General features: G+C 62.8%; 17 protein-coding genes and 1 riboswitch. Of the genes, 5 read left to right on the top strand and 12 right to left on the bottom strand.

Features of this window, described 5'->3' with window-relative positions:
- Positions 1–34 precede the first annotated feature (34 nt).
- Positions 35–1,282, bottom strand: coding sequence for an aromatic ring-hydroxylating oxygenase subunit alpha (locus AC3EML_RS06270; RefSeq protein WP_023715520.1), 1,248 nt, complete (start codon positions 1,280–1,282; stop codon positions 35–37).
- A 117-nt stretch (positions 1,283–1,399) separates the two neighbouring features.
- A riboswitch (cobalamin riboswitch) is annotated at positions 1,400–1,601 on the bottom strand.
- A 499-nt stretch (positions 1,602–2,100) separates the two neighbouring features.
- Here AC3EML_RS06270 and AC3EML_RS06265 point away from each other — a divergent pair.
- The 3 genes from AC3EML_RS06265 to AC3EML_RS06255 all read left to right on the top strand — a co-directional run bounded on the left by AC3EML_RS06265 (position 2,101) and on the right by AC3EML_RS06255 (position 2,883).
- A complete protein-coding gene (locus AC3EML_RS06265; RefSeq protein ID WP_023668885.1) occupies positions 2,101–2,307 on the top strand; it encodes a DUF680 domain-containing protein in 207 nt (68 codons plus the stop codon).
- 66 nt (positions 2,308–2,373) lie between these two features.
- Positions 2,374–2,577, top strand: a complete 204-nt coding sequence (locus tag AC3EML_RS06260) for a DUF680 domain-containing protein (RefSeq protein ID WP_352521750.1) — start codon at positions 2,374–2,376, stop codon at positions 2,575–2,577.
- Positions 2,578–2,649: 72 nt separating this feature from the next.
- A complete protein-coding gene (locus tag AC3EML_RS06255) occupies positions 2,650–2,883 on the top strand; it encodes a DUF680 domain-containing protein (RefSeq protein ID WP_023690257.1) in 234 nt (77 codons plus the stop codon).
- A gap of 73 nt (positions 2,884–2,956) precedes the next feature.
- Here the strand turns inward: AC3EML_RS06255 and AC3EML_RS06250 are convergent, their stop codons facing one another.
- The 5 genes from AC3EML_RS06250 to AC3EML_RS06230 all read right to left on the bottom strand — a co-directional run bounded on the left by AC3EML_RS06250 (position 2,957) and on the right by AC3EML_RS06230 (position 9,581).
- The gene (locus AC3EML_RS06250) at positions 2,957–4,069 is read right to left on the bottom strand and encodes an ABC transporter ATP-binding protein (RefSeq protein ID WP_352511116.1); all 1,113 of its coding nucleotides are present in this window, start codon (positions 4,067–4,069) and stop codon (positions 2,957–2,959) included.
- Positions 4,070–4,135: 66 nt separating this feature from the next.
- Positions 4,136–5,800, bottom strand: coding sequence for a beta-galactosidase BglA (gene bglA / locus AC3EML_RS06245; RefSeq protein ID WP_352521751.1), 1,665 nt, complete (start codon positions 5,798–5,800; stop codon positions 4,136–4,138).
- Positions 5,801–5,805: 5 nt separating this feature from the next.
- The gene (locus AC3EML_RS06240; protein WP_023715517.1) at positions 5,806–6,960 is read right to left on the bottom strand and encodes a carbohydrate ABC transporter permease; all 1,155 of its coding nucleotides are present in this window, start codon (positions 6,958–6,960) and stop codon (positions 5,806–5,808) included.
- Position 6,961: 1 nt separating this feature from the next.
- Entirely contained in the window at positions 6,962–7,975 is a 1,014-nt protein-coding gene (locus AC3EML_RS06235; protein WP_023668891.1) for a carbohydrate ABC transporter permease, read from the bottom strand.
- A gap of 250 nt (positions 7,976–8,225) precedes the next feature.
- A complete protein-coding gene (locus tag AC3EML_RS06230; protein WP_023690253.1) occupies positions 8,226–9,581 on the bottom strand; it encodes an ABC transporter substrate-binding protein in 1,356 nt (451 codons plus the stop codon).
- 364 nt (positions 9,582–9,945) lie between these two features.
- Here AC3EML_RS06230 and AC3EML_RS06225 point away from each other — a divergent pair, with 364 nt between their 5' ends.
- Positions 9,946–10,968, top strand: coding sequence for a substrate-binding domain-containing protein (locus tag AC3EML_RS06225; RefSeq protein ID WP_023732606.1), 1,023 nt, complete (start codon positions 9,946–9,948; stop codon positions 10,966–10,968).
- 165 nt (positions 10,969–11,133) lie between these two features.
- Positions 11,134–12,480 carry an NAD(P)/FAD-dependent oxidoreductase gene (locus tag AC3EML_RS06220; RefSeq protein WP_352521752.1) on the top strand — a complete coding sequence of 449 codons (1,347 nt, stop codon included), beginning with the start codon at positions 11,134–11,136 and terminating at the stop codon, positions 12,478–12,480.
- A gap of 25 nt (positions 12,481–12,505) precedes the next feature.
- Here AC3EML_RS06220 and AC3EML_RS06215 read toward each other — a convergent pair whose 3' ends face one another.
- From AC3EML_RS06215 to AC3EML_RS06190, 6 genes are all read right to left on the bottom strand, one after another.
- The gene (locus tag AC3EML_RS06215) at positions 12,506–13,918 is read right to left on the bottom strand and encodes a S8 family serine peptidase (RefSeq protein WP_488505172.1); all 1,413 of its coding nucleotides are present in this window, start codon (positions 13,916–13,918) and stop codon (positions 12,506–12,508) included.
- Entirely contained in the window at positions 13,908–14,576 is a 669-nt protein-coding gene (locus AC3EML_RS06210) for an anti-sigma factor (RefSeq protein ID WP_352521765.1), read from the bottom strand. The genes AC3EML_RS06215 and AC3EML_RS06210 overlap by 11 nt, the downstream gene beginning before the upstream one ends.
- 14 nt (positions 14,577–14,590) lie before the next feature.
- Positions 14,591–15,157, bottom strand: coding sequence for a sigma-70 family RNA polymerase sigma factor (locus tag AC3EML_RS06205; protein ID WP_023683483.1), 567 nt, complete (start codon positions 15,155–15,157; stop codon positions 14,591–14,593).
- 286 nt (positions 15,158–15,443) lie between these two features.
- Complete coding sequence (locus tag AC3EML_RS06200) at positions 15,444–16,283, bottom strand: alkaline phosphatase family protein (RefSeq protein WP_352521754.1); 840 nt, start codon at positions 16,281–16,283, stop codon at positions 15,444–15,446.
- Between the two features lie 64 nt (positions 16,284–16,347).
- Positions 16,348–18,003: an ABC transporter ATP-binding protein gene (locus tag AC3EML_RS06195; protein WP_352521755.1), complete on the bottom strand. Its 1,656-nt coding sequence runs from the start codon at positions 18,001–18,003 to the stop codon at positions 16,348–16,350.
- The gene (locus AC3EML_RS06190; protein WP_023671389.1) at positions 18,003–18,827 is read right to left on the bottom strand and encodes an ABC transporter permease; all 825 of its coding nucleotides are present in this window, start codon (positions 18,825–18,827) and stop codon (positions 18,003–18,005) included. Before AC3EML_RS06190 ends, AC3EML_RS06195 begins: the two co-directional genes overlap by 1 nt.
- Positions 18,828–18,833: the final 6 nt, after the last annotated feature.

Below are 18,833 nucleotides of genomic sequence, written 5' to 3'. Positions count from 1 at the left end.
ATTCATCCTCTGGTCCCTCTTCGCCTGCTCCAGTTCACGCGACGCTGCGCAGCGCCGGCCGGCCGCCTTCGGCAAGGCGCGGGCCGATGAAGGCCGCGTACCATTCGACGAACTGGATCACGCCGCCCTCATGCAGCTCCGAATAGGGGCCGGGCTCATAGGCCGGCGACAGGATGCCGAAGGCGTTTTCCTCGACGATGCGGCGGTCCTGGTCGTTGGTCTCGGTCCAGACATGGGTGAGCTCCTCAAGGTTGTAGTCGACGCCCTCGACCGCATCCTTGTGCACCAGCCACTTGGTCGTCACCGCGGTTTGCGTGGCGCTGATCGGCAGCACCCGGAAGGTGACCGCATGGTCGATCAGTATGTGGTTCCAGGTCGTCGGATAGTGGTAGTGCATCAAGGTGCCGATGCGGTCGGCGGCAACAGTGTCGGACAGGTTCTTCGTCACCGCGCGCTTTCCCGACATCGTGTAGCTGACGGCATCGCGCAGCAGCGGCGCGCGGGTGGCGCGGTATTGCCCGGCCGGATCGATGCGGAACTTGCTCGGCAGGCCCGCCGCCTCGCATTTCGCCCAGTGCGCCAGCATCTCCGGATCGCTGTCGGCGCCCTGCACGCCGGTCACCGTCGGCGCTTCGGGGAATGTCTTGCACAGCTCTGGATGATTGCCGGCGCAGTGATAGCATTCGCGGTTGTTTTCCCAGACCAGCTTCCAGTTGCCCTTCTCGATGATGGTGCTCTCGAAGGCGACCTTGGCTTCATTCAGCCGGTGCGGCTTGAGGTAGGGCTCTATCATGGCGCGCATCGGGGCAAAGTCGGCAGGTTCTTTCGCCAGGCAGATGAAGATGTAGCCGCCGACGCTCTCGCAGGCGACGGGCTTCAGGCCGAACTGGCTCTTGTCGAAACCGTCGGCCATCTGGCGGGCAAACAGCAGCCGGCCGTCAAGCTCGTAGGTCCACTGGTGATAAGGGCAGACAAGCTTTGCCGCCATGCCCTTCTCAGTGTTGCAGACACGGCTGCCGCGATGGCGGCAGGAATTGTGAAAGGCGTTGATGTTGCCCTTCTGGTCGCGGACCAGCACCACCGGATAATCGCCGATCTGCACGGTGATATAGCTGCCGGGCTTCGGCAGTTCGCAATCATGGCCGATGAACAGCCAGTCCCGATACCAGATGAGCTCCATGTCGAGCTTGAAATAGTCCGGGTCGGTGTAGAAGGGCTGTTCCAGCGAAAAGCCTTGCTTGCGGCCGTTCAGGAGCCTCAGCATGTCGTTGCGCGTATCCATAGTTCTGTCCTCGTGGTTTAAGGACTGAACTTGGTGGTGATGGAGGAAGGATCGGACGCAGGCCGGCGCGGCTCCGGACATGCACTATCCACCTCTTGACCGCCCACCGCGATCAGTCGAGTCTAGGCATCTCGGGCTGGTTTCCGGGCTCTGGAGTTGTCCTTGCGGACCATCGCGACACCTTCCCAGGCTCTTGCCCAGTGGTCTCCCGTTGCGACTTCAACTCCACCACCGTTGCGGGGGCAGCGCCGGATTCTGACCGGCTTCCCAATTCTCCGCTGCGTCGTCACGAAGCGGCACCTGAGATGCGATCATCTAATCACGGCAGCGATCGCGACGTCGGCATGAAAGCGACATCATATCCATGCGGCGCGACACGCGCGGCATACGCCCCGCCGACCACCGAAGGGCTGAGATCCTGTCTTGCGGCGCCATCATCGCCGTTTCGAATTGCTGCGGATCCAGTTCCGATCGGGGGCAAAAAGGGCTCAACGGTATCGAAAAGTTACTATTAGCAATCTCTAATCGAACCGAACGGTTCGTTTCTGTTGACAATGCGTGCAGGACGGTGTGAACGACGGCCCGGAAACCGACACCGGAGCGAACCACTCGGTTCGACATAAGCAACTGAAAACAATACAGTAAACAGCCATGAAGGAACTTCCTGGCACAATTTCAAGGTGCAGGACCGTGGTCCACACGGAACAACTTCGTGATTGGAAACCAGCCTATGGCTTTCCCACATCGGGGCTGTCCGAACGACGCGAATTCCTCCCAAGACACGCCGCTAGACGGACAGACAAACTGGAGTACTAAAAATGAAAAAGATCATCCTCACTGCCGCAGCCGTTTTGGCGATCACCGGCAGCGCCTTCGCCGGTAGCGACAATTACGGTTCCAATGGTGCGAACCAGCCAGCCGTCTCGGTCGACAGCTCGTATACGGCTTCCATTCAGAAGCCGGCGCACGCTGACAAGCAGCCTGTCGTTCAGGGCGCCGACCGCGACCTCTACGGCAATCGCTGATCCCGACCAAAGGAGAGCGGCTAACCCGTCGCTCTCGGATCCCAAAAAATTCAGGAGTGTTTGAAAATGAAAAAGCTCATCCTTGCTGCCGCCGCCGTTTTGGCCATCTCCGGCAGCGCTTTCGCCGGCAGCGACAACTACGGTTCCAACGGCGCCAACCAGCCAGCGGTTACGTGGACCGACAGCGGCCACACCGCTTCGGTTGAGAAGTCGGTTTCGACCGAGCAGACGCCTGCCCACGGTGCCGACCGTAACCTTTTCGGCCGTTAAAAGCCGGTTTCCCAGCACGCGGCGGGCTTATCCGCTGCAGCTGGCGACATCAGAAAAATTCAGGAGACTAAAATGAAGAAGATCGTTCTTGCCACCGCAGCCCTTCTGGCTATTTCGAGCGCTGCCTTTGCCGGCAGCGACAATTATGGCTCCAATGGCGCCAACCAGCCGGCCGCTGCCGTCGACACCACCCGCACCTCATCGACCGGCACCAACTCGGCGGTCTACAAGCTGCTGAACTCGTCGGACGACCAACAGAAGTTCGTTCCTCAGAGCAGCGACAGGGATCGGTTCGGCAACAACTAACAGCCGAAGCTTGAAAAAAGAGCGGCGGGCCTGGCCCGCCGCTCTTTTTTCATGCCTGTACGACGCAGCTATCTCAAGCCGCCTTCACTTCCACCGGCTTGAGCGAGAAGGAGTGCCCATCGGCGTCGAAGATGTGCAGGTCCCCGGCATCCGCGGTCAGCCGCAGCTTTGCCCCGCGCTTGACCTCGACATTGCCGGGCAGCTTGGTCACCAATGGCAGGTCGGCGCGACCGATATCGATATAGACCAGCTGCACCTCGCCGAGCTGCTCGACATAGTCCACCACGCCCTCGAAAAGATATTCCGTGCCGGTGGCGACCGACAAATCCTCCGGCCGCACGCCGAAGCTGACCGCCGCACCCTTGGCTGACGCCGGCGTTGCAATCGGCACCGTGGCCTTGCGGCCGCCGACATGGCTGACGATTGTCGGGTTGCCCGTCCTGTCGATTGTCGCCGGCAGGATGTTCATGGCCGGCGAGCCGATGAACTGGGCAACGAACAGATTGCCGGGCTTCTTGTAGAGGTCCATCGGCGTGCCGACCTGCTCGATATGGCCATCCTTCAGCACGACGATGCGGTCGGCGAGCGTCATCGCTTCGACCTGATCGTGGGTGACGTAGATCATGGTCGTGGCAGGCATCGATTCCTTGAGCTTGGCGATCTCGATGCGGGTGGCGACGCGCAGCGCCGCGTCGAGATTCGACAGCGGCTCGTCGAACAGGAACACTTTCGGATTGCGCACGATGGCGCGACCGATGGCGACACGCTGGCGCTGGCCGCCCGACATCGCCTTGGGCAGGCGGTCGAGATATTTGGTCAGCTGCAGGATTTCGGCGGCCTGCCGCACCCGCTTGTCGATCTCGGCCTTGCTTTCCTTGCCGATCTTCATCGAGAAGGCCATGTTGTCGTAGACGGTCATGTGCGGATAGAGCGCATAGGACTGGAACACCATGGCAATGCCGCGCTTGGAAGGCGGCACGTCGTTCACCACCTCGCCGGCGATCTTCAGCTCGCCGGAGGTGATCTCCTCAAGCCCGGCGATGGACCGCAGCAAGGTCGACTTGCCGCAACCCGACGGGCCGACGAAGACGATGAACTCGCCCGACTTTATGTCGAGGTCGATGCCGTGGAGAATGTGCAGATTGCCGTATGATTTCTTCACCTGTCTCAGCGTGACATCGGCCATAATTTCCTCCCAGTGATTTCCCTAGAGAACCTGGATTTCCTCAAAAAATCCAGTTTCGTCAAAAACTCAGTCGATGCGCCCGAACCAGGCGCCGTAGCCGCCGAGGCGGATGGAACCTGTGCCGGATTGTCCCGAAAAACCGTGCCCGGCCAATGGCAGCAGCGCCTGACCACCGAGATCGACCTCGGCCGGCTTGCTGGCCAGATTGAAGACGCAGACGATCTGCTCATTGCCCTCACGGCGGGTGAAGGCGACGGTGTCGCCCTCGCTTTCGATGAACTCGATGTCGCCTTTGGCCAGGGCCGGATGCTGGCGGCGGAAACCGAGAAAGCGCCGGTAGTGCTCGAGCAGCGAGGCCGCGTCGCCCTGCTGAACATTGACCGCTTGCGACAAGTGCTTGCCCGGCACCGGCAGCCAGGGCTTGGCCGTCGAAAAGCCGCCATTGCTGGCGGTTGCATCCCACACCATCGGCGTGCGGCAGCCGTCGCGGCCCTTGAATTCGGGCCAGAAGCGAATGCCGTAGGGGTCCTGCAGATCCTCGAACTGCAACTCGGCTTCGCCCAGCCCAAGCTCCTCTCCCTGATAGAGGCAGACCGAACCGCGCAGCGACATCAGCAGCGCCGAGATAACCTTCAGATAGGCGGCCGGGTCGGCCTCGTCGGCGGCCCAGCGCGAGGCCGGACGCATCACGTCGTGGTTGGAAAAGGCCCAGCACGACCAGCCGTCGCTGGCGACCTTGCCGAAGGCTTCCAGCACCTGGCGCACCTTGGCGGCGCTGATCTTTTCCGGCGCCAGGAAATCGAAGGAATAGCACATGTGGACGCGTTTGCCGCCGGCGGTGTAGGCGGCGACCACTTCCAGCCCACGCTGCGAATCGCCGACTTCGCCGACCGCGGCGGCCGCCGGATATTCGTCGAGCAGCGCCCGGAACCGTTCGAGGAAGGCAAGGTTTTCCGGCCGGCTCTTGTCGTAGATATGGTCCTGGTAGTTGTAGGGATTGACCGCAGGTGCTGTCTGGTCGTTGCGCTCTTCGGGCGGCAGCGGCGGATTGTTCTCCAGCCCCTGGCTGTGGAAGTAGAAATTGATGGTGTCGAGGCGGAAGCCGTCGACGCCGCGCTCCAGCCAGAAGCGGGTGACGTCGAGCAGCGCGTCCTGGACTTCCAGATTGTGGAAGTTGAGGTCCGGCTGCTCGGACAGGAAATTATGCAGATAATATTGCTGGCGGCTGGTGTCCCACTGCCAGGCCGAGCCGCCGAAGATCGACAGCCAGTTGTTGGGCGGCGTGCCGTCCGGCCTGGCGTCGGCCCAGACATACCAGTCGGCCTTGGGATTGCTACGGCTGGCGCGGCTCTCCTTGAACCATGGATGGTTGTCGGCGGTGTGCGACAGCACCTCGTCGATCATCACCTTGAGGCCGAGGTGATGGGCTTCCGCAACCAGCGCGTCGAAATCGGCGAGCGTCCCGAACATCGGGTCGACGTCGCAATAGTCCGAGACGTCGTAGCCGAAATCCTTCATCGGCGACTTGAAGAAGGGCGAAATCCAGATGGCGTCGACGCCGAGCGAGGCGATGTAGGGCAGCCTGCGGATGATGCCCTTGAGGTCGCCGATGCCGTCGCCATTGGAGTCCTGATAGGAGCGCGGATAGATCTGGTAGATCACCGCGCCCCGCCACCAGTCGCGATCGACGGCGAGATCGGGCTTCGAGGTCGCCTTCAAAGCGGCTTGCATAAGTCTCAACCTCCTTTGACCGAGCCGGCCAGCAGCCCGCGGACGAAATAGCGCTGCAGCGAGAAGAACACGATCAGCGGCACGATAATGGTGACGAAGGCCGATGTCGTCAGGATTTCCCAGTCGCCGCCGCGCGAGCCGAGCAGCGCGTTGAGCTTCGCGGTCAGCACGATCTGGTCCCCTTCGGTACCGAGGAAAACCATTGCCACCAACAAATCGTTCCACACCCACAGGAACTGGAAGATTGCAAAGGACGCCAGCACCGGGAAGGACAGCGGCAGCACGATCTTGACGAAGATTTCGAAATCGCTGGCGCCATCTATGCGCGCCGATTCCATGATCTCGCGCGGCAGGCCGGCAATATAGCTGCGCAGGAGATAGATGGCGAAGGGCAGGCCGAAGCCGGTATGCGCCAGCCAGATGCCGAGATAGGTTTTCGACGGCACACCGAAGAAGATGCCGACGCCGTTGTAGATCTTCAAAAGCGGGATCAAGGACATCTGCAGCGGCACGACCAGCAGGCCGATGATTGTGGCGATCAGCAAGGCGCGGCCGGGAAAACGCATCCACGCCAATGCATAGGCGGCGAAGGCGGCGATCAGGATCGGGATGACCGTCGCCGGGATGGTGACGGTCAGCGAGTTTATGAACGAGCGGCCGATGCCCTCCGAAAACAGCACGGTCTTGTAATTGTCGGTGGTGAATTTCGGTGGCGCCGACGAGGCGTAATAGACGCGCTGGCCACGGTCGCCTTCGAAAGCCTTGGGCGAACTCATGACGAACGTTCCGTCGGCATTGAGCTGCAAGGTCACGCCGTCGCCGAGATCGGCAGTGGTGCCGGCCGGATATTGCGTCGGTGCCGCCGACTTCACGCCGAAGGCGCTGATGTTGCGCGCAGCACCGTCGCCGAAGATATTGCCGGCAAGCACGAACTTGCCGTCCTTCTCGACCTGCGCCGAGGCCGGCGGCAGGCGGCCGGCTTCGGTCTGGCTGGAGCTGGAGAACGAGTTCCACCAGCCCGAGGCGATGATCTGGTCCTTGTCGCGCAGCGACGAGACCAGGATGCCGAGCGTCGGCACGGTCCAGATGGCGACGAAGACGAGCACGGCGATGTGGACGCCGAAGCGGCTGGCAAAGGACTTTCCGGTCGCGACGGCCATCTCAATGTCCTCCCGTCTCTTTGTTCGCCTGGCGGATGTTCCAGACCATGATCGGGATGACCGCGATCATGATGATGATGGCGATGGTGGCGCCGCGGCCGAAATCGCCGCCGCCGCGGAACATCCAGTCGAACATCAGATTGGCCAGCACCTGGCTGTTCCATTGGCCATTGGTCATGGTCAGCACGATGTCAAACACTTTCAGCACCAGGATGGTGATCGTCGTCCAGACCACGGCGATAGTGCCCCAGATCTGCGGCACCATGATCTTCCAGAAGATCTGGAACGGATTGGCGCCGTCGATGACCGCGGCTTCAAGCGTCTCTTCGGGGATGCCGCGCAATGCCGAAGACAGGATGACCATGGCAAAGCCGGTCTGGATCCAGATCAGGATGATCATCAGGAAGAAATTGTTCCAGAACGGCAGCGATATCCAGACCTGCGGCTGGCCGCCGAAATACTGGATGATGGCGTTGAGCAGGCCGATCTGCGTCTGGCCCTCGCCGCGATATTCGTAGATGAATTTCCAGATCACGCTGGCGCCGACGAAGGAGATCGCCAGCGGCAGGAAGATCAGGCTCTTGGCGATTGTGCCCCACCAGATCTTGTCCGTGAGCACGGCGATTATCAACCCTAGAAAGGTGCAGGCGGCGGGCACCACCGCCAGCCAGATGATGTTATTCAGGATCGAGTTGCGGAACTCGCGGTCGCCGAACGCCCATTCATAGTTGGCGAAGCCGACAAAATGCTGGCCGCCGCGGTCGAGGAAGGACAGCCAGAGCGTCGCCACCACCGGATAGATCAGGTAGACGGTGAGGATGATCATCGCCGGGCCGACGAACAGCCACGGACGGACCAGTCCTTGCCGGCGCAGATTGTCGATGGCCGCAGCCCCGGCCACGCCGCGCGACGGGAATATCAGGTCGACCAGCTTGTTGGCGCCCCAGAAATAGGCGACGCAGCCGCCGACGCCGATGATGATGACAAAAATGGCCGATAAGATCTGAGCAGCCATGGGTCCCTCTTCCCTGCGCATGATCGGCCGGGCCTTGAACAGCCCTGGCGATGTGGCTCTGCGCCGATTTAAGTTATTCTGAAACGAACGAACGCAAATCGGTCCGGCGTAAGGCGCCGGTCGGATCCGGGCCATAGCGGCCCGGATCCAGTCTGTGGAGGAAGTCCTGAATTTGCCGCCAAAGCGGCTGATTACTTGGCAGTGGTTACTTGCCAGCTGACTGCTTGCCAGCTGACTGCTTGCCAGCTGACTACTTGATAGCGTCCCAGCTCTTCTGGATGTCGGTGGCGACATCCTGCGCCGACTTGCCGCCGACCAGATCGATCATGCCGGTCCAGAAGGCGCCGGCGCCGATCTTGCCCGGCATCAGGTCCGAACCGTCGAAGCGGAAGGTCGAGGCATTGGCGAGGATATCGCCCTGCTTCTTCAGCGCGTCGCTGGCATAGGCATCCTTGTTGACCGACTTGAGCGGCGTGACGAAGCCGCCCTGGGCCATCCAGATTTCATGTGCCAGCGGCATTTTCAGGAATTCGATGAACGCGCGTGCACCCTTCGAATCCTTGGTGATCATGGCCAGCGTGCCGGCGCCGAGCACAGGCGTGCCCAGCTCGGGCTTGGATGCATAGGGCGGGAAGTAGAAGAAGTCGGCGTCCTGTCCAACCTTTGTGCCTTCCGGGAAGAAGGTCGGAATGAACGATGCCTGATGGTGCAGGTAGCATTTCGGCGGCACCGAGAAGAGGCCCTTCGGGCTGTCGCGGAAGTCGGTCGCGGCAACCGCCTTGGCCCCACCGTCGACCATCTTGTCGTCGGTCGCGATCTTGCCGAAAATGTCGATGGCGTTGACCACCGCCGGATCGTTGAACGGGATCTCGTTCTTTACCCACTTGTCGTACACGTCGGGCGTCTGGGTGCGCAGCATGATGTCTTCGACCCAGTCGGTCGCCGGCCAGCCGGTAGCGCCGCCTGAGCCGAGGCCGATGCACCACGGCGTGCCGCCGTCGGCGATGATCTTCTTCTCGAGGTCGGCGAGCTCTTCCTGGGTCTTGGGAACCTTGTAGCCGGCTTCCTCGAAATTGTCGGGCGAATACCAGACCAGCGATTTCACGTCGGCCTTGTAGGGGAAGGCGAAGAAGCCCGGCTTGCCGTCCTTGTCCTTGAAGGTGCCGAGATCGACCCATGACTGGCCGGCGCCGTAATTGTCCTTGATCCATTTGGCGGTGTCGTCGCCCAGCGGCGTCAAAAGGCCCTTGGACGCCAGATCCTGGATCAGGCCCGGCTGCGGCAGTACGGCGATGTTGGGCGGGCTGCCGGCCTGGGTATCGATGACGATCTGCTGTTCGTAATTTTCCGACGAGGAGTATTTGATCTCGGCGCCGGTGGCTTCCTGAAAATATTCGAGAACAGTGCGGATGAGGCCTTCGTCCTCGCCGCGCCAGGGCCCGAAGATGGTCAGCGTCTCGCCCTTTAGATCGACCTTCTTCAGCTCTTCGTAATTGGCCCAGTTGAAGCGCTTGTCTTCCCCGGGCTTGAACTTCAGTTCGGCTTGCGCCGGCAGGGACAAGGCGAGTGTGGCAAACGCTGCGCCAAGCAGAAGCATCTTCTTCATCGGTATTCCTCCCAGTGTGGACACATACACCCGGGCGGAACCTCCATTCCGCCCGCCGACGCTGCAGGACTGTGACTCGTTCAGAAAGGAACCGCAACCTTTCGAAGAGTCTTCCAAAGCGCTTTGGTCTTTTTGATCTCGCCATTGAATCGGCTGGAAGTCAAGAGGGCGGTGGGCTAATCGATTTAATTGCGGGCCGCAAGACTTGGTAAAGTGCACTGCAGCACAGTTTTACGGCGGTGCAGCACCGTATTAAGCTTCAAACTGGCCGGACCAGTGCGTATGGTCGACCAGCTCGGCCGCGCCCATTGTGGCGCCGCGTGGCTTCAAAATTAAAAGCGCTTTGAGGCTTGGAGGCCTCCCAGTGAACCTGAAGCAGCTCTCTCATATGCTGGCCCTGTCGCAGACAACGGTAAGCCGTGCGCTGAACGGCTATCCCGAGGTCAACGAGGAAACCCGCCGGCGTGTGGTGGACGCCGCCAAGCGCCACGGCTACCGGCCCAACCCGAGCGCGCGCCGGCTGGCGACCGGCAAGACGGGCATGATCGGGTATGTGCTGCCGACGGGCGCCTCCGTCGACATCGACCCGCATTTCGTCGAGTTCCTGTCGGGTCTCGGCGACTATGCCCGCTCGCACGAGCTCGACCTGGTGCTGTCGCCGGCCGATGCCGACGACCAGGAAACCACCTATCGCCGCATCGTCGCCAACCGCCAGGTCGACGCCGTCTACATCTCCTCGCCGCGCCCGGCCGACCGGCGGGTGGCGCTGGTCAACACGCTCGGCATTCCCTTCATCGTCCATGGCCGCAGCGAAGGCTTCGATTTCGACTACCCCTTCACCGACATCGACAATGAGGGCGGCTTCCACGACGCCGCCCGGCTGCTGGTCCAGCTCGGCCACCGCCGGCTGGCGCTGATCAATGGCGACGACCGCGAGACCTTCGCCATCCACCGCGAGCGCGGCATGCGCAGGGCGCTGGCCGCGAGCGGCCTGACGCTCGGCGAGCGCCATGTCTGCTCGGTGACGATGACCGAGGAGAACGGCTATCGCGCCGCCAGACGCCTGCTCGAACAGAGCGAGCGGCCGACGGCGATCGCCTGCTCCAGCCTGATCATGTCGCTCGGCGTCGTGCGCGCGGTGCGCGACCTTGGCCTGACCATTCCCGGCGACCTGTCGTTGATTGCCCATGACGACGTTTTCCCATGGCTGAAGCCGGAGAATTTTTCCGTGCCGCTGTCGACGACGCGCTCGTCGATCCGCCTGGCCGGCGCCCGCATCGCCGAACGCTTGGCAGCGCGCATTTCCGGCTTGGAAGAAGGGGCGCGAGGCGAGGTCTGGCCAGTCGACCTTGTGGTCAGGGGTTCGGTCGCAGGCGCCCCGGTCTAGGGATTAATCCATCGCTCCGCTGGGCAAGTTCACCCTTGTGGATGTTGCCCGCAGATAGATTGACTTTGTTGGGACAACGGTCTGCCTGGACCTGTCCTTGATTTGGCTTCGAGTGGGTGGCAACCAGTAAGCCAGAGCCATCAACCAGTCCTCAGGGTGCGCCACTTGCCCACATTCCCGTTCTCCGAAACGGATCCAATCCGGCATCCTGGCCCACCGCCGAAAACGTCGGAGGTGGTCATTGTCGGTGGCGGCATCATCGGTGTGACGACGGCGCTTTTCCTGGCACAGCGGAACATCCCGGTGACGCTGCTGGAAAAAGGACGCATTGCGGCCGAACAGTCGTCCCGAAACTGGGGCTGGATTCGAAAGCAGGGACGCGACGCCGACGAGCTGCCCATCGTCATCGAGGCTATTCGCCTGTGGCGGCAACTGGCTGAGGAATGCGGCGAGGACATCGGCCTGACCCAGACAGGTGTGACCTACCTCGCGAACACCGACAAGGACATGGCCGGCTTCGAAGCGTTCATGAAGATCGCTGCGACGCATGCGCTCGACACCCGTCTCCTGGATGCAGACGAAACCGCGGCACTCATCAAAGGCATGTCGCGCAAATTCAAGGGCGCGATGACGACGCCCTCCGACATGCGCGCGGAGCCTTGGCTGGCAGTGCCGGCACTTGCCCGGCTCGCCGCGCGAAAAGGCGTCAAAATCGTCGAGAATTGTGCCGCGCGAACCCTCGAAATCTCAGGCGGCAAGATCAAGGGCGTGTGGACCGAGGCGGGGTATGTCGAGGCCTCCAGCGTGCTGGTCGCGGGCGGCGCCTGGTCATCTTTGTTCTTGCGCAGACACGGCATCTCCATCCCCCAGCTCAGCGTCAGGGTAACCGCAGCCGCAACGGACCCCTTGGCTGAGATCTATGCCGGTGCGGCGGCCGACGAACACATCGCGTTCCGGCGCCGGCAGGATGGCGGCTACACGCTCGCCGCGGGCGGCAGCCATTTGCTTTATTTGGGGCCCGACGCATTCCGGCACGCCACCAAATACCTTCCCGCCCTCAGGGACAATCCGTTCGGGACGCGCTACTTTCCGTTCGCGCCGTCAGGCTACCCTGATGCGTGGTCGACGCCGCGCGATTGGGCACCGGATTCCGTCAGTCCTTTCGAAAAAATGCGGGTGCTGAACCCGCCCCCTGAACGAGCCGGTCTGCGTTCGATAGAACGCAATTTCGGACGTCTTTTTCCACAGTTCGAGACAGTTCGCCTGAAGGCAGGCTGGGGCGGCATGATCGACGCCATGCCGGACGTCGTCCCCATCGTGGATCATGTGGCGGCCGTCGGTGGTCTTTTCGTCGCGACGGGAATGAGCGGTCACGGCTTCGGTATCGGGCCTGGCATAGGCCGTGTCGTTGCCGACCTGATCCAGGGAAACCAGACCGGGCACGACCTCAGCCGCTTCCGGCTGTCGCGCTTCTATGATGGCAGCCCTGTCCGGCTGGGCCCGGCGCTCTGAATTGGTGGCGCGAATTTCGCCCGGTTTACTTGTTCGCCGCCGCCTTCGTATCCAGCAGCCCATAACCGAAATCATTGTCCCGCCCCTTCGGGCCAAGGTCCCTGGCGGTGGCGGCCAGCGCCTTTTCGATGTCGTCGGCGGAGCGCTCGGGTGAAGCGTGGATCAAATTGGCGATAGCGCCGGACACGATCGCGGCGGCAAACGAGGTGCCGGTGACGACGTCAGAGCCGGCGCCGCTCGGCGCCACCATCTCGACGCCGGGCGCCGAGATGAAGACATAGGCGCCGCGATTGGCCTGCTGCATAAGCCCGTCCTTGGCGTCGGTGGCGGTGACCGCGATGACACCTTCATAGGCGGCGGGGTAACCATAGGGCGCTTTCGGCCCGTTGTTGCCGGCAGCAGCGACCAGGATGATGCCGAGCCCGCGCGCATTGCGGCAGGCGGTGGCGAGCAGATCGTTCTTGGGGCCGACGAAACTCATATTGATGATGCTGACATTCTGGTCCGCCGCCCAGTCGAGCGCCGACAGGATGACGTCCATGGTCGACTTGCCGTCCTCGAAGGCGCGGGCGTGATAGATCCTGGCGCCGGGCGCCATGCCTTCGAGCGCGCCGACGCCTGCGATCAGCCCGTCAACCGAGGTACCATGGTCACGTTTTTCGACCGGCACGTTGGGCATGGCGTCGAACTGATCGGCAATGACGCCGGACAGCGCCGGATTGGTGTCGTCTATGCCGGTGTCGATGACGGCGATGCGCACGTTTTCGCCGCTGGCTTGCTTGTTGTCGAGCTGAATGCGCTCGAAGGCATAGTTGACGATGCCGGCCGCCTGCTGCAGCGAGTAGATATGGTTTGGCTCGCGCCGCAGGGTGCGGCCATCGGCGGCCAGTTGCGCCAGCACGGCGCCGACCGGGCGGCCGTCGGGAATGCCGAAGCGCACCAGTGTGGTGCCGAGCAGCCGCGACTGGCGCTGCGAGCGCACTTCAAGGCCGAAGGAGGCGGCGATCTGCTGGACGGCGCCGGCATCGCCGTCGACGGTCACCAGCACCTCGTCGGGCACGAACTCGCCGGCGATGGCACGGCGCGGCGCGGTCGCGACAAGATCGGTCGGCGAAACGATCGCCCCGCCGGCGGGTGGCCCGGCCTGCGTGTCGGCAGGCGGCGCTGACGGCCGCGGCGTCGGCACGGGCGCTACGGGAGCCGGTGGGTTGGGAAACAGGTCGACGATCAGGGCCGGAAGGGTAACTGCGCCTAATTCGCCGCCGACGTTGGCCTCATTGCCGTCTTTCGGGCAGTCGGCAGCCGCCGCTCCGGCCGCGTCGGTGCAGTCGGCCCGGCCGGCATTGGGATCATTGGTCTGCGCCGACGCCGGCACGGCGACGATTGTCGTCGCCGCCACCAGGATCGCCGCAAATCGAATGACCGCCCTAGCTGCCATCAACCGGTTTCCTTCCCTCGATCACAGTCTCCGCGAACGGCTGGGCGGCAATAAGGCCGACGAGCCTGGTGTAGTCTGCTCCGGTCTTGACCGGGATGGCAATGCGGAAGACGCCCGAGGCGGCCGGCCCGCCGGCGATCTTCAGCGCGTTCTGGTCGAGGAAGACAGCGATGTCGGACATCTTCGCATCCGGCTTGAACTTGACCAGCGCGAACGGCAGTTTCGCCAGATCATCCTCGGCGCCGGCAATCTCGAAATCATGGCTCTTGCCGCCGGTCTGCACGTAGGACTGCACCACGACCAACGCCAGTAGCACCGCCGCTGCCGCCCAGCCGACCGTGGCCGGCATCGCCGTGAACCGGCCGAGTGCCTGCGCCAGCCAGGAACGGCCCGCGGGAGCGCGGACCGGTCCGGCTTCGGCGTCGAGCGCCCTGGCAAAGCGGCTGAGCGCATCGGCCGGTGGCCGGATCGCCTCGTTGGCGGCGGTGGCGCCGGAGAATTCCGCCTCAGCCTCGCCAAGCGCCGCCATCGCCGCCGGATCGCTCGCCAGCCATTCCTCGACGGCTTCGAGGTCCGAGCCTTCCAGCGAGCCGTTCAGGTAGAATGGCAGCAGCGTTTCCATTTCGTCACGGCGTGACATCTTTTCAGCGGCGCTCATATCTTCAGGATTGCTCATGGCCACCCCCTGTCGTAACCGGCGGCCTTGAGGGCTTCGCCGAGTTTCTTGCGGGCGTAGAACATTCGGGTCTTGACGGTGGCGACCGGGATGCCGAGCACCTCGCCAATCTCCGTCACCGACTGTCCATGGTAATAGGCAAGGTCGATCACCGAGCGGTGTTCCTCCGGCAAGGCATCGACGAAGCGCCGCAAAGCGGCGCCCTTGTCTTCCTTCATGGTGGCGACTTCCGGCGTGTCGGCGCCGTCGGGAACCTGCGCCGCATCGTCGTCATCGATCCAGTCTTCTTTTTTCTTGCGAAGCATCGACAGCGCCTTGAACCGGGCGATGCCGAGCAGCCATGTCGAGACTTCCGAGCGCCCTTCGAAACCGGGCGCCTGGCGCCACAGCTCGAGAAAGACCTCGTTTGCGATATCGTCGGCCATCATTTCCGATCCCGTCTGGCGCACCACGAAGCGGTAGACCCGCGCGTGGTGACGCATGAACAGCAGCCGAACAGCGGCACGGTCGCCCTTCGCGACCCGGTCGACAAGCGCGCGATCAGTCTCGGTCGCTGCCGTCATGGCCGGTCGAGCCGCCTGGCTCCTGTCTGCTCTGTCGCCGATAGGTTCAAAAAGGTTCATCCTTCCGCCAAGGAATTTTGGCGAAGCTAACCGAAGAAGGTGAGTGTTGCCAGAGTGTCTCCCTTCTCCCCGTCACTATACGGGGAGAAGGTGGCGGCAGCCGGATGAGGGGCGGCACCGGCGTTGGGGTATTTATGTTTGATGTTGCGCTGCCCCTCACCCTTACCTCTCCCCGTATAGTGACGGGGAGAGGGGGTAGCGAACGGCGGCTCAGCGACGACCTCCGTCACCCCAAAAACGGCTTAGCCTTCATGGTCTCCGGCACCGGCACACCCAGCCGCTTCAGCACCGTCGGCGCCAGTTGCAGCTGATCAAGCAGCGTGTCCGGATCCGGCCCTTTGCCGGCTCCGAAATAATACAGCGCGAAATCCTGCATTTCATCGTCGCGGCCGCCATGATGGCCGCGGTCTGTCTGGCCGTGGTCGGCGGTTACGATCACCTCGTAACCGGCTTGCCGCCAGCCCGGCAGGAAGGCTGCCAGCATGCCGTCCATCGCATAGCAGGCATGGTCCATTTCGTGGCAGTCATGGCCGAAGCGATGGCCCATCGAATCCAGCGTGCAGGTGTGCAGGATCCCGTAGTCGATATCATGGCGCCGGGTCAGCATGGTCAGCGTCGCAAACAGGTCGACATCGCTCGGCGTCATCTGGTTGCGGGCATTATAGCCGGTCATGGTGTGGAAGCGGCCATGCGCGATCGGTCCGTTGGGCTCGTCATACTCCATGTCCTCGACCAGATCGAACGGATAGGAACGAAAGAATTCCGACCAGTAGGAATGCGTCACCGCGCCGGTCTTGCCGCCGGCCTTGCTGACCTCGGAGAAAATATCCGGCTTGTTGACGAGAAAACGGTTCTCGTTGGATAGGATGCCGTGCTCCTGCGGCGAAACCCCGGTGTGGATCGAGGCATAGCAGCAGGCCGAGGTCGACGGCAGCACCGAGCGCATCTTCCACACCTGCGCCTCGCCCGACTGCACCCAGCCCTCGAGATTGCCCATCAGCCGGCGCCAGTTCCGGTAGGGCACGCCGTCGAGAATGATGAGCAGCAGTTTGGTCTTGAGCGCCATGGGCGGCTCCGGAAAGCTTTTGCCGTTGAAGGAAGTTTTCGCGACAAAGGCCGCGAATTCCCTACTAATTCCCCGCGCTCGCCATGCGCCGTCCCTTGATCGCCTTTTCCAGCCAGCCGATCTCCATCTCGGGAACGGACGACAGCAGCAGGTCGGTATAGGCGTCGAAGGGCGGCGTCAGCACCTTGCTCTTGGCGCCATAGCGCACCACCTCGCCGCGGTACATCACCGCGATCGAATCGGCGATCGACTTCACCGTCGCCAGATCGTGAGTGATAAAGAGGTAGGCGACCTTCTCGTGCTGCTGCAGGTTGAGCAGCAGCTTGAGAATGCCGTTGGCCACCAGCGGGTCGAGCGCCGATGTCACCTCGTCGCAGATGATCAGCTTGGGCTTGGCGGCGAGCGAGCGGGCGATACAGACGCGCTGTTTCTGGCCTCCGGAGAGTTCGGCCGGATAACGATCGAGAAAGCCCTTGCCCATCTCGATCTCGTCGAGCAGTTCGGCGACGCGCTTGTCGCGCTCGCGGCCGCGTATGCCGAAGTAGAATTCCAGCGGCCGGCCGATGATGGTGCCGACGGTCTGGCGCGGGTTCATCGCCACGTCGGCCATCTGATAGATCATCTGCAACTGGCGCAGATCCTCCTTCGGCCGGTCGGCAAGCCGGTTGGCGAGCGGCCTGCCATCGAAGGTGACGGTGCCTTCCTCGGGCGGCAACAGCCCGGTGATAGCGCGCGCCAGCGTCGACTTGCCAGAGCCGGATTCACCGACGACCGCCAGCGTCTGTCCCGGATAGATCTCGACCGAGACGTTCTTCAGCACCTTGACGTGGCTGCCGCCGTAAGCGGCGGTGACGTTCTTGACCGACAGGAACGGCGCGGCGCCGGGCTTCTGCTCGGCATGCTCGATCTCATGCACCGAGACCAGCGCATTGGTGTATTCCTGGCGCGGCTCCTTGATGATCTGGCGAGTGCCGCCCCATTCGACCAGCCTGCCATGGCGCAGCACCATGATCTCGTCCGAGACCTGGGCGACGACGGCAAGATCGTGGGTAATGTAGAGCGCCGCGACATGGGTGTCGCGGATGGCGTCCTTGATCGCCGCCAGCACGTCGATCTGCGTCGTCACGTCGAGCGCCGTGGTCGGCTCGTCGAAGACGATCAGGTCAGGTTCCGAACACAGCGCCATCGCCGTCATCACGCGCTGCAACTGGCCGCCTGAGACCTGGTGCGGGAAGCGTTCGCCGATGAGTTCGGGGTTTGGCAGGCTGAGCTTCTTGAACAACGCCACGGCACGTTTCTCGGCCTCGGCGCGTGTCGCCGTGCCGTGCAGCAGCGTTGCTTCCACCACCTGGTCCATCAGCTTGTGCGCCGGGTTGAAGGCGGCGGCCGCCGACTGCGCGACATAGCAGACCTCGCGGCCGCGCAATTTGCGGAAACCTTCCTTGCCGCCCTTGAGGATATCGCGACCGTTGAGCAGCACCTCTCCGCCGGTGATGCGCACACCGCCACGGCCATAGCCCATCGACGACAGGCCGATGGTCGACTTGCCGGCGCCGGACTCGCCGATCAGGCCGAGCACCTTGCCCTTTTCCAGCGTCAGCGAGACATCGTGGACCAAAACGATGTTCTTCGGCGCTTCGCCGGGCGGAAACACTGTCGCTTCGATGCGCAGATTGCGGATATCGAGCAGCAGGCCGGGCTTTGCTTTGGTGTCAGCCATCACCCGCGTCCTCCCTTCAGGCTTGTCGTGCGGTTGAGCACCCAATCGGCGACCAGATTGACCGAAATCGCCAGTGCCGCGATCGCCGCGGCGGGGATGAGTGCCGCCCCGATACCAAAGACGATGCCGTCCTTGTTCTCCTTGACCATGCCGCCCCAGTCGGCATCCGGCGGTTGCACGCCAAGGCCGAGAAAGGACAGCGTCGACAAGAACAGCACCGCGTAGATGAAGCGCAGGCCAAGTTCCGAAACCAGCGGCGACAGCGCGTTGGGCAGGATCTCGCGGAAGATGATCCAGCCGCTGCCTTCGCCCCGCAGCTTGGCGGCCTCGACATAATCCATGACGTTGATGTCGACGGCCACCGCGCGCGACAGCCGGTAGACGCGGGTCGAGTCGAGGACGCCCATCACCAGGATCAGCGTCACCAGATTGGTCGGCAGCACCGAAAGCACGACGAGCGCCATGATCAGGGTCGGGATCGACATCAGCAGATCGACAAGGCGCGACAGCAGCGTGTCGAACCAGCCGCCGAACACCGCCGCCGAAAAGCCGAGGATGGCGCCGAGCGAGAATGACAGCGCGGTGGCCAGCACCGCAATGAACAGCGTGATGCGAGCGCCGTAGATCATGCGCGACAGAAGATCGCGACCGAGATTGTCGGTGCCCAGCAAATGTGCCGCCGTCATCGGTTCCCAGACATCGCCGACGATTTCGGCATTGCCGTACGGTGCGATCAACGGTGCGAAAACTGCCGCCAGCACGAACATAGCTGTCAGCACGATGCCGATCAGTGCGGGGATGGGGATGCGTTTGATGTCGAGCATGCCCGC

The organism is Mesorhizobium sp. P170090 (assembly GCF_057786115.1).
This window is presented reverse-complemented; position numbering and strand designations above follow the sequence as displayed.

Bases quoted from the DNA above. Each gene is read 5' to 3' on its own strand.
- AC3EML_RS06250 (WP_352511116.1), bottom strand. From the start codon at position 4,069: ATGGCCGATGTCACGCTGAGACAGGTGAAGAAATCATACGGCAATCTG.
- AC3EML_RS06265 (WP_023668885.1), top strand. From the start codon at position 2,101: ATGAAAAAGATCATCCTCACTGCCGCAGCCGTTTTGGCGATCACCGGC.
- AC3EML_RS06205 (WP_023683483.1), bottom strand. From the start codon at position 15,157: ATGACGGCAGCGACCGAGACTGATCGCGCGCTTGTCGACCGGGTCGCG.
- AC3EML_RS06215 (WP_488505172.1), bottom strand. From the start codon at position 13,918: ATGGCAGCTAGGGCGGTCATTCGATTTGCGGCGATCCTGGTGGCGGCG.
- AC3EML_RS06255 (WP_023690257.1), top strand. From the start codon at position 2,650: ATGAAGAAGATCGTTCTTGCCACCGCAGCCCTTCTGGCTATTTCGAGC.
- AC3EML_RS06195 (WP_352521755.1), bottom strand. From the start codon at position 18,003: ATGGCTGACACCAAAGCAAAGCCCGGCCTGCTGCTCGATATCCGCAAT.
- AC3EML_RS06210 (WP_352521765.1), bottom strand. From the start codon at position 14,576: ATGAGCGCCGCTGAAAAGATGTCACGCCGTGACGAAATGGAAACGCTG.
- AC3EML_RS06230 (WP_023690253.1), bottom strand. From the start codon at position 9,581: ATGAAGAAGATGCTTCTGCTTGGCGCAGCGTTTGCCACACTCGCCTTG.
- AC3EML_RS06270 (WP_023715520.1), bottom strand. From the start codon at position 1,282: ATGGATACGCGCAACGACATGCTGAGGCTCCTGAACGGCCGCAAGCAA.
- AC3EML_RS06235 (WP_023668891.1), bottom strand. From the start codon at position 7,975: ATGGCTGCTCAGATCTTATCGGCCATTTTTGTCATCATCATCGGCGTC.
- AC3EML_RS06260 (WP_352521750.1), top strand. From the start codon at position 2,374: ATGAAAAAGCTCATCCTTGCTGCCGCCGCCGTTTTGGCCATCTCCGGC.
- bglA (WP_352521751.1), bottom strand. From the start codon at position 5,800: ATGCAAGCCGCTTTGAAGGCGACCTCGAAGCCCGATCTCGCCGTCGAT.
- AC3EML_RS06190 (WP_023671389.1), bottom strand. From the start codon at position 18,827: ATGCTCGACATCAAACGCATCCCCATCCCCGCACTGATCGGCATCGTG.
- AC3EML_RS06200 (WP_352521754.1), bottom strand. From the start codon at position 16,283: ATGGCGCTCAAGACCAAACTGCTGCTCATCATTCTCGACGGCGTGCCC.
- AC3EML_RS06240 (WP_023715517.1), bottom strand. From the start codon at position 6,960: ATGGCCGTCGCGACCGGAAAGTCCTTTGCCAGCCGCTTCGGCGTCCAC.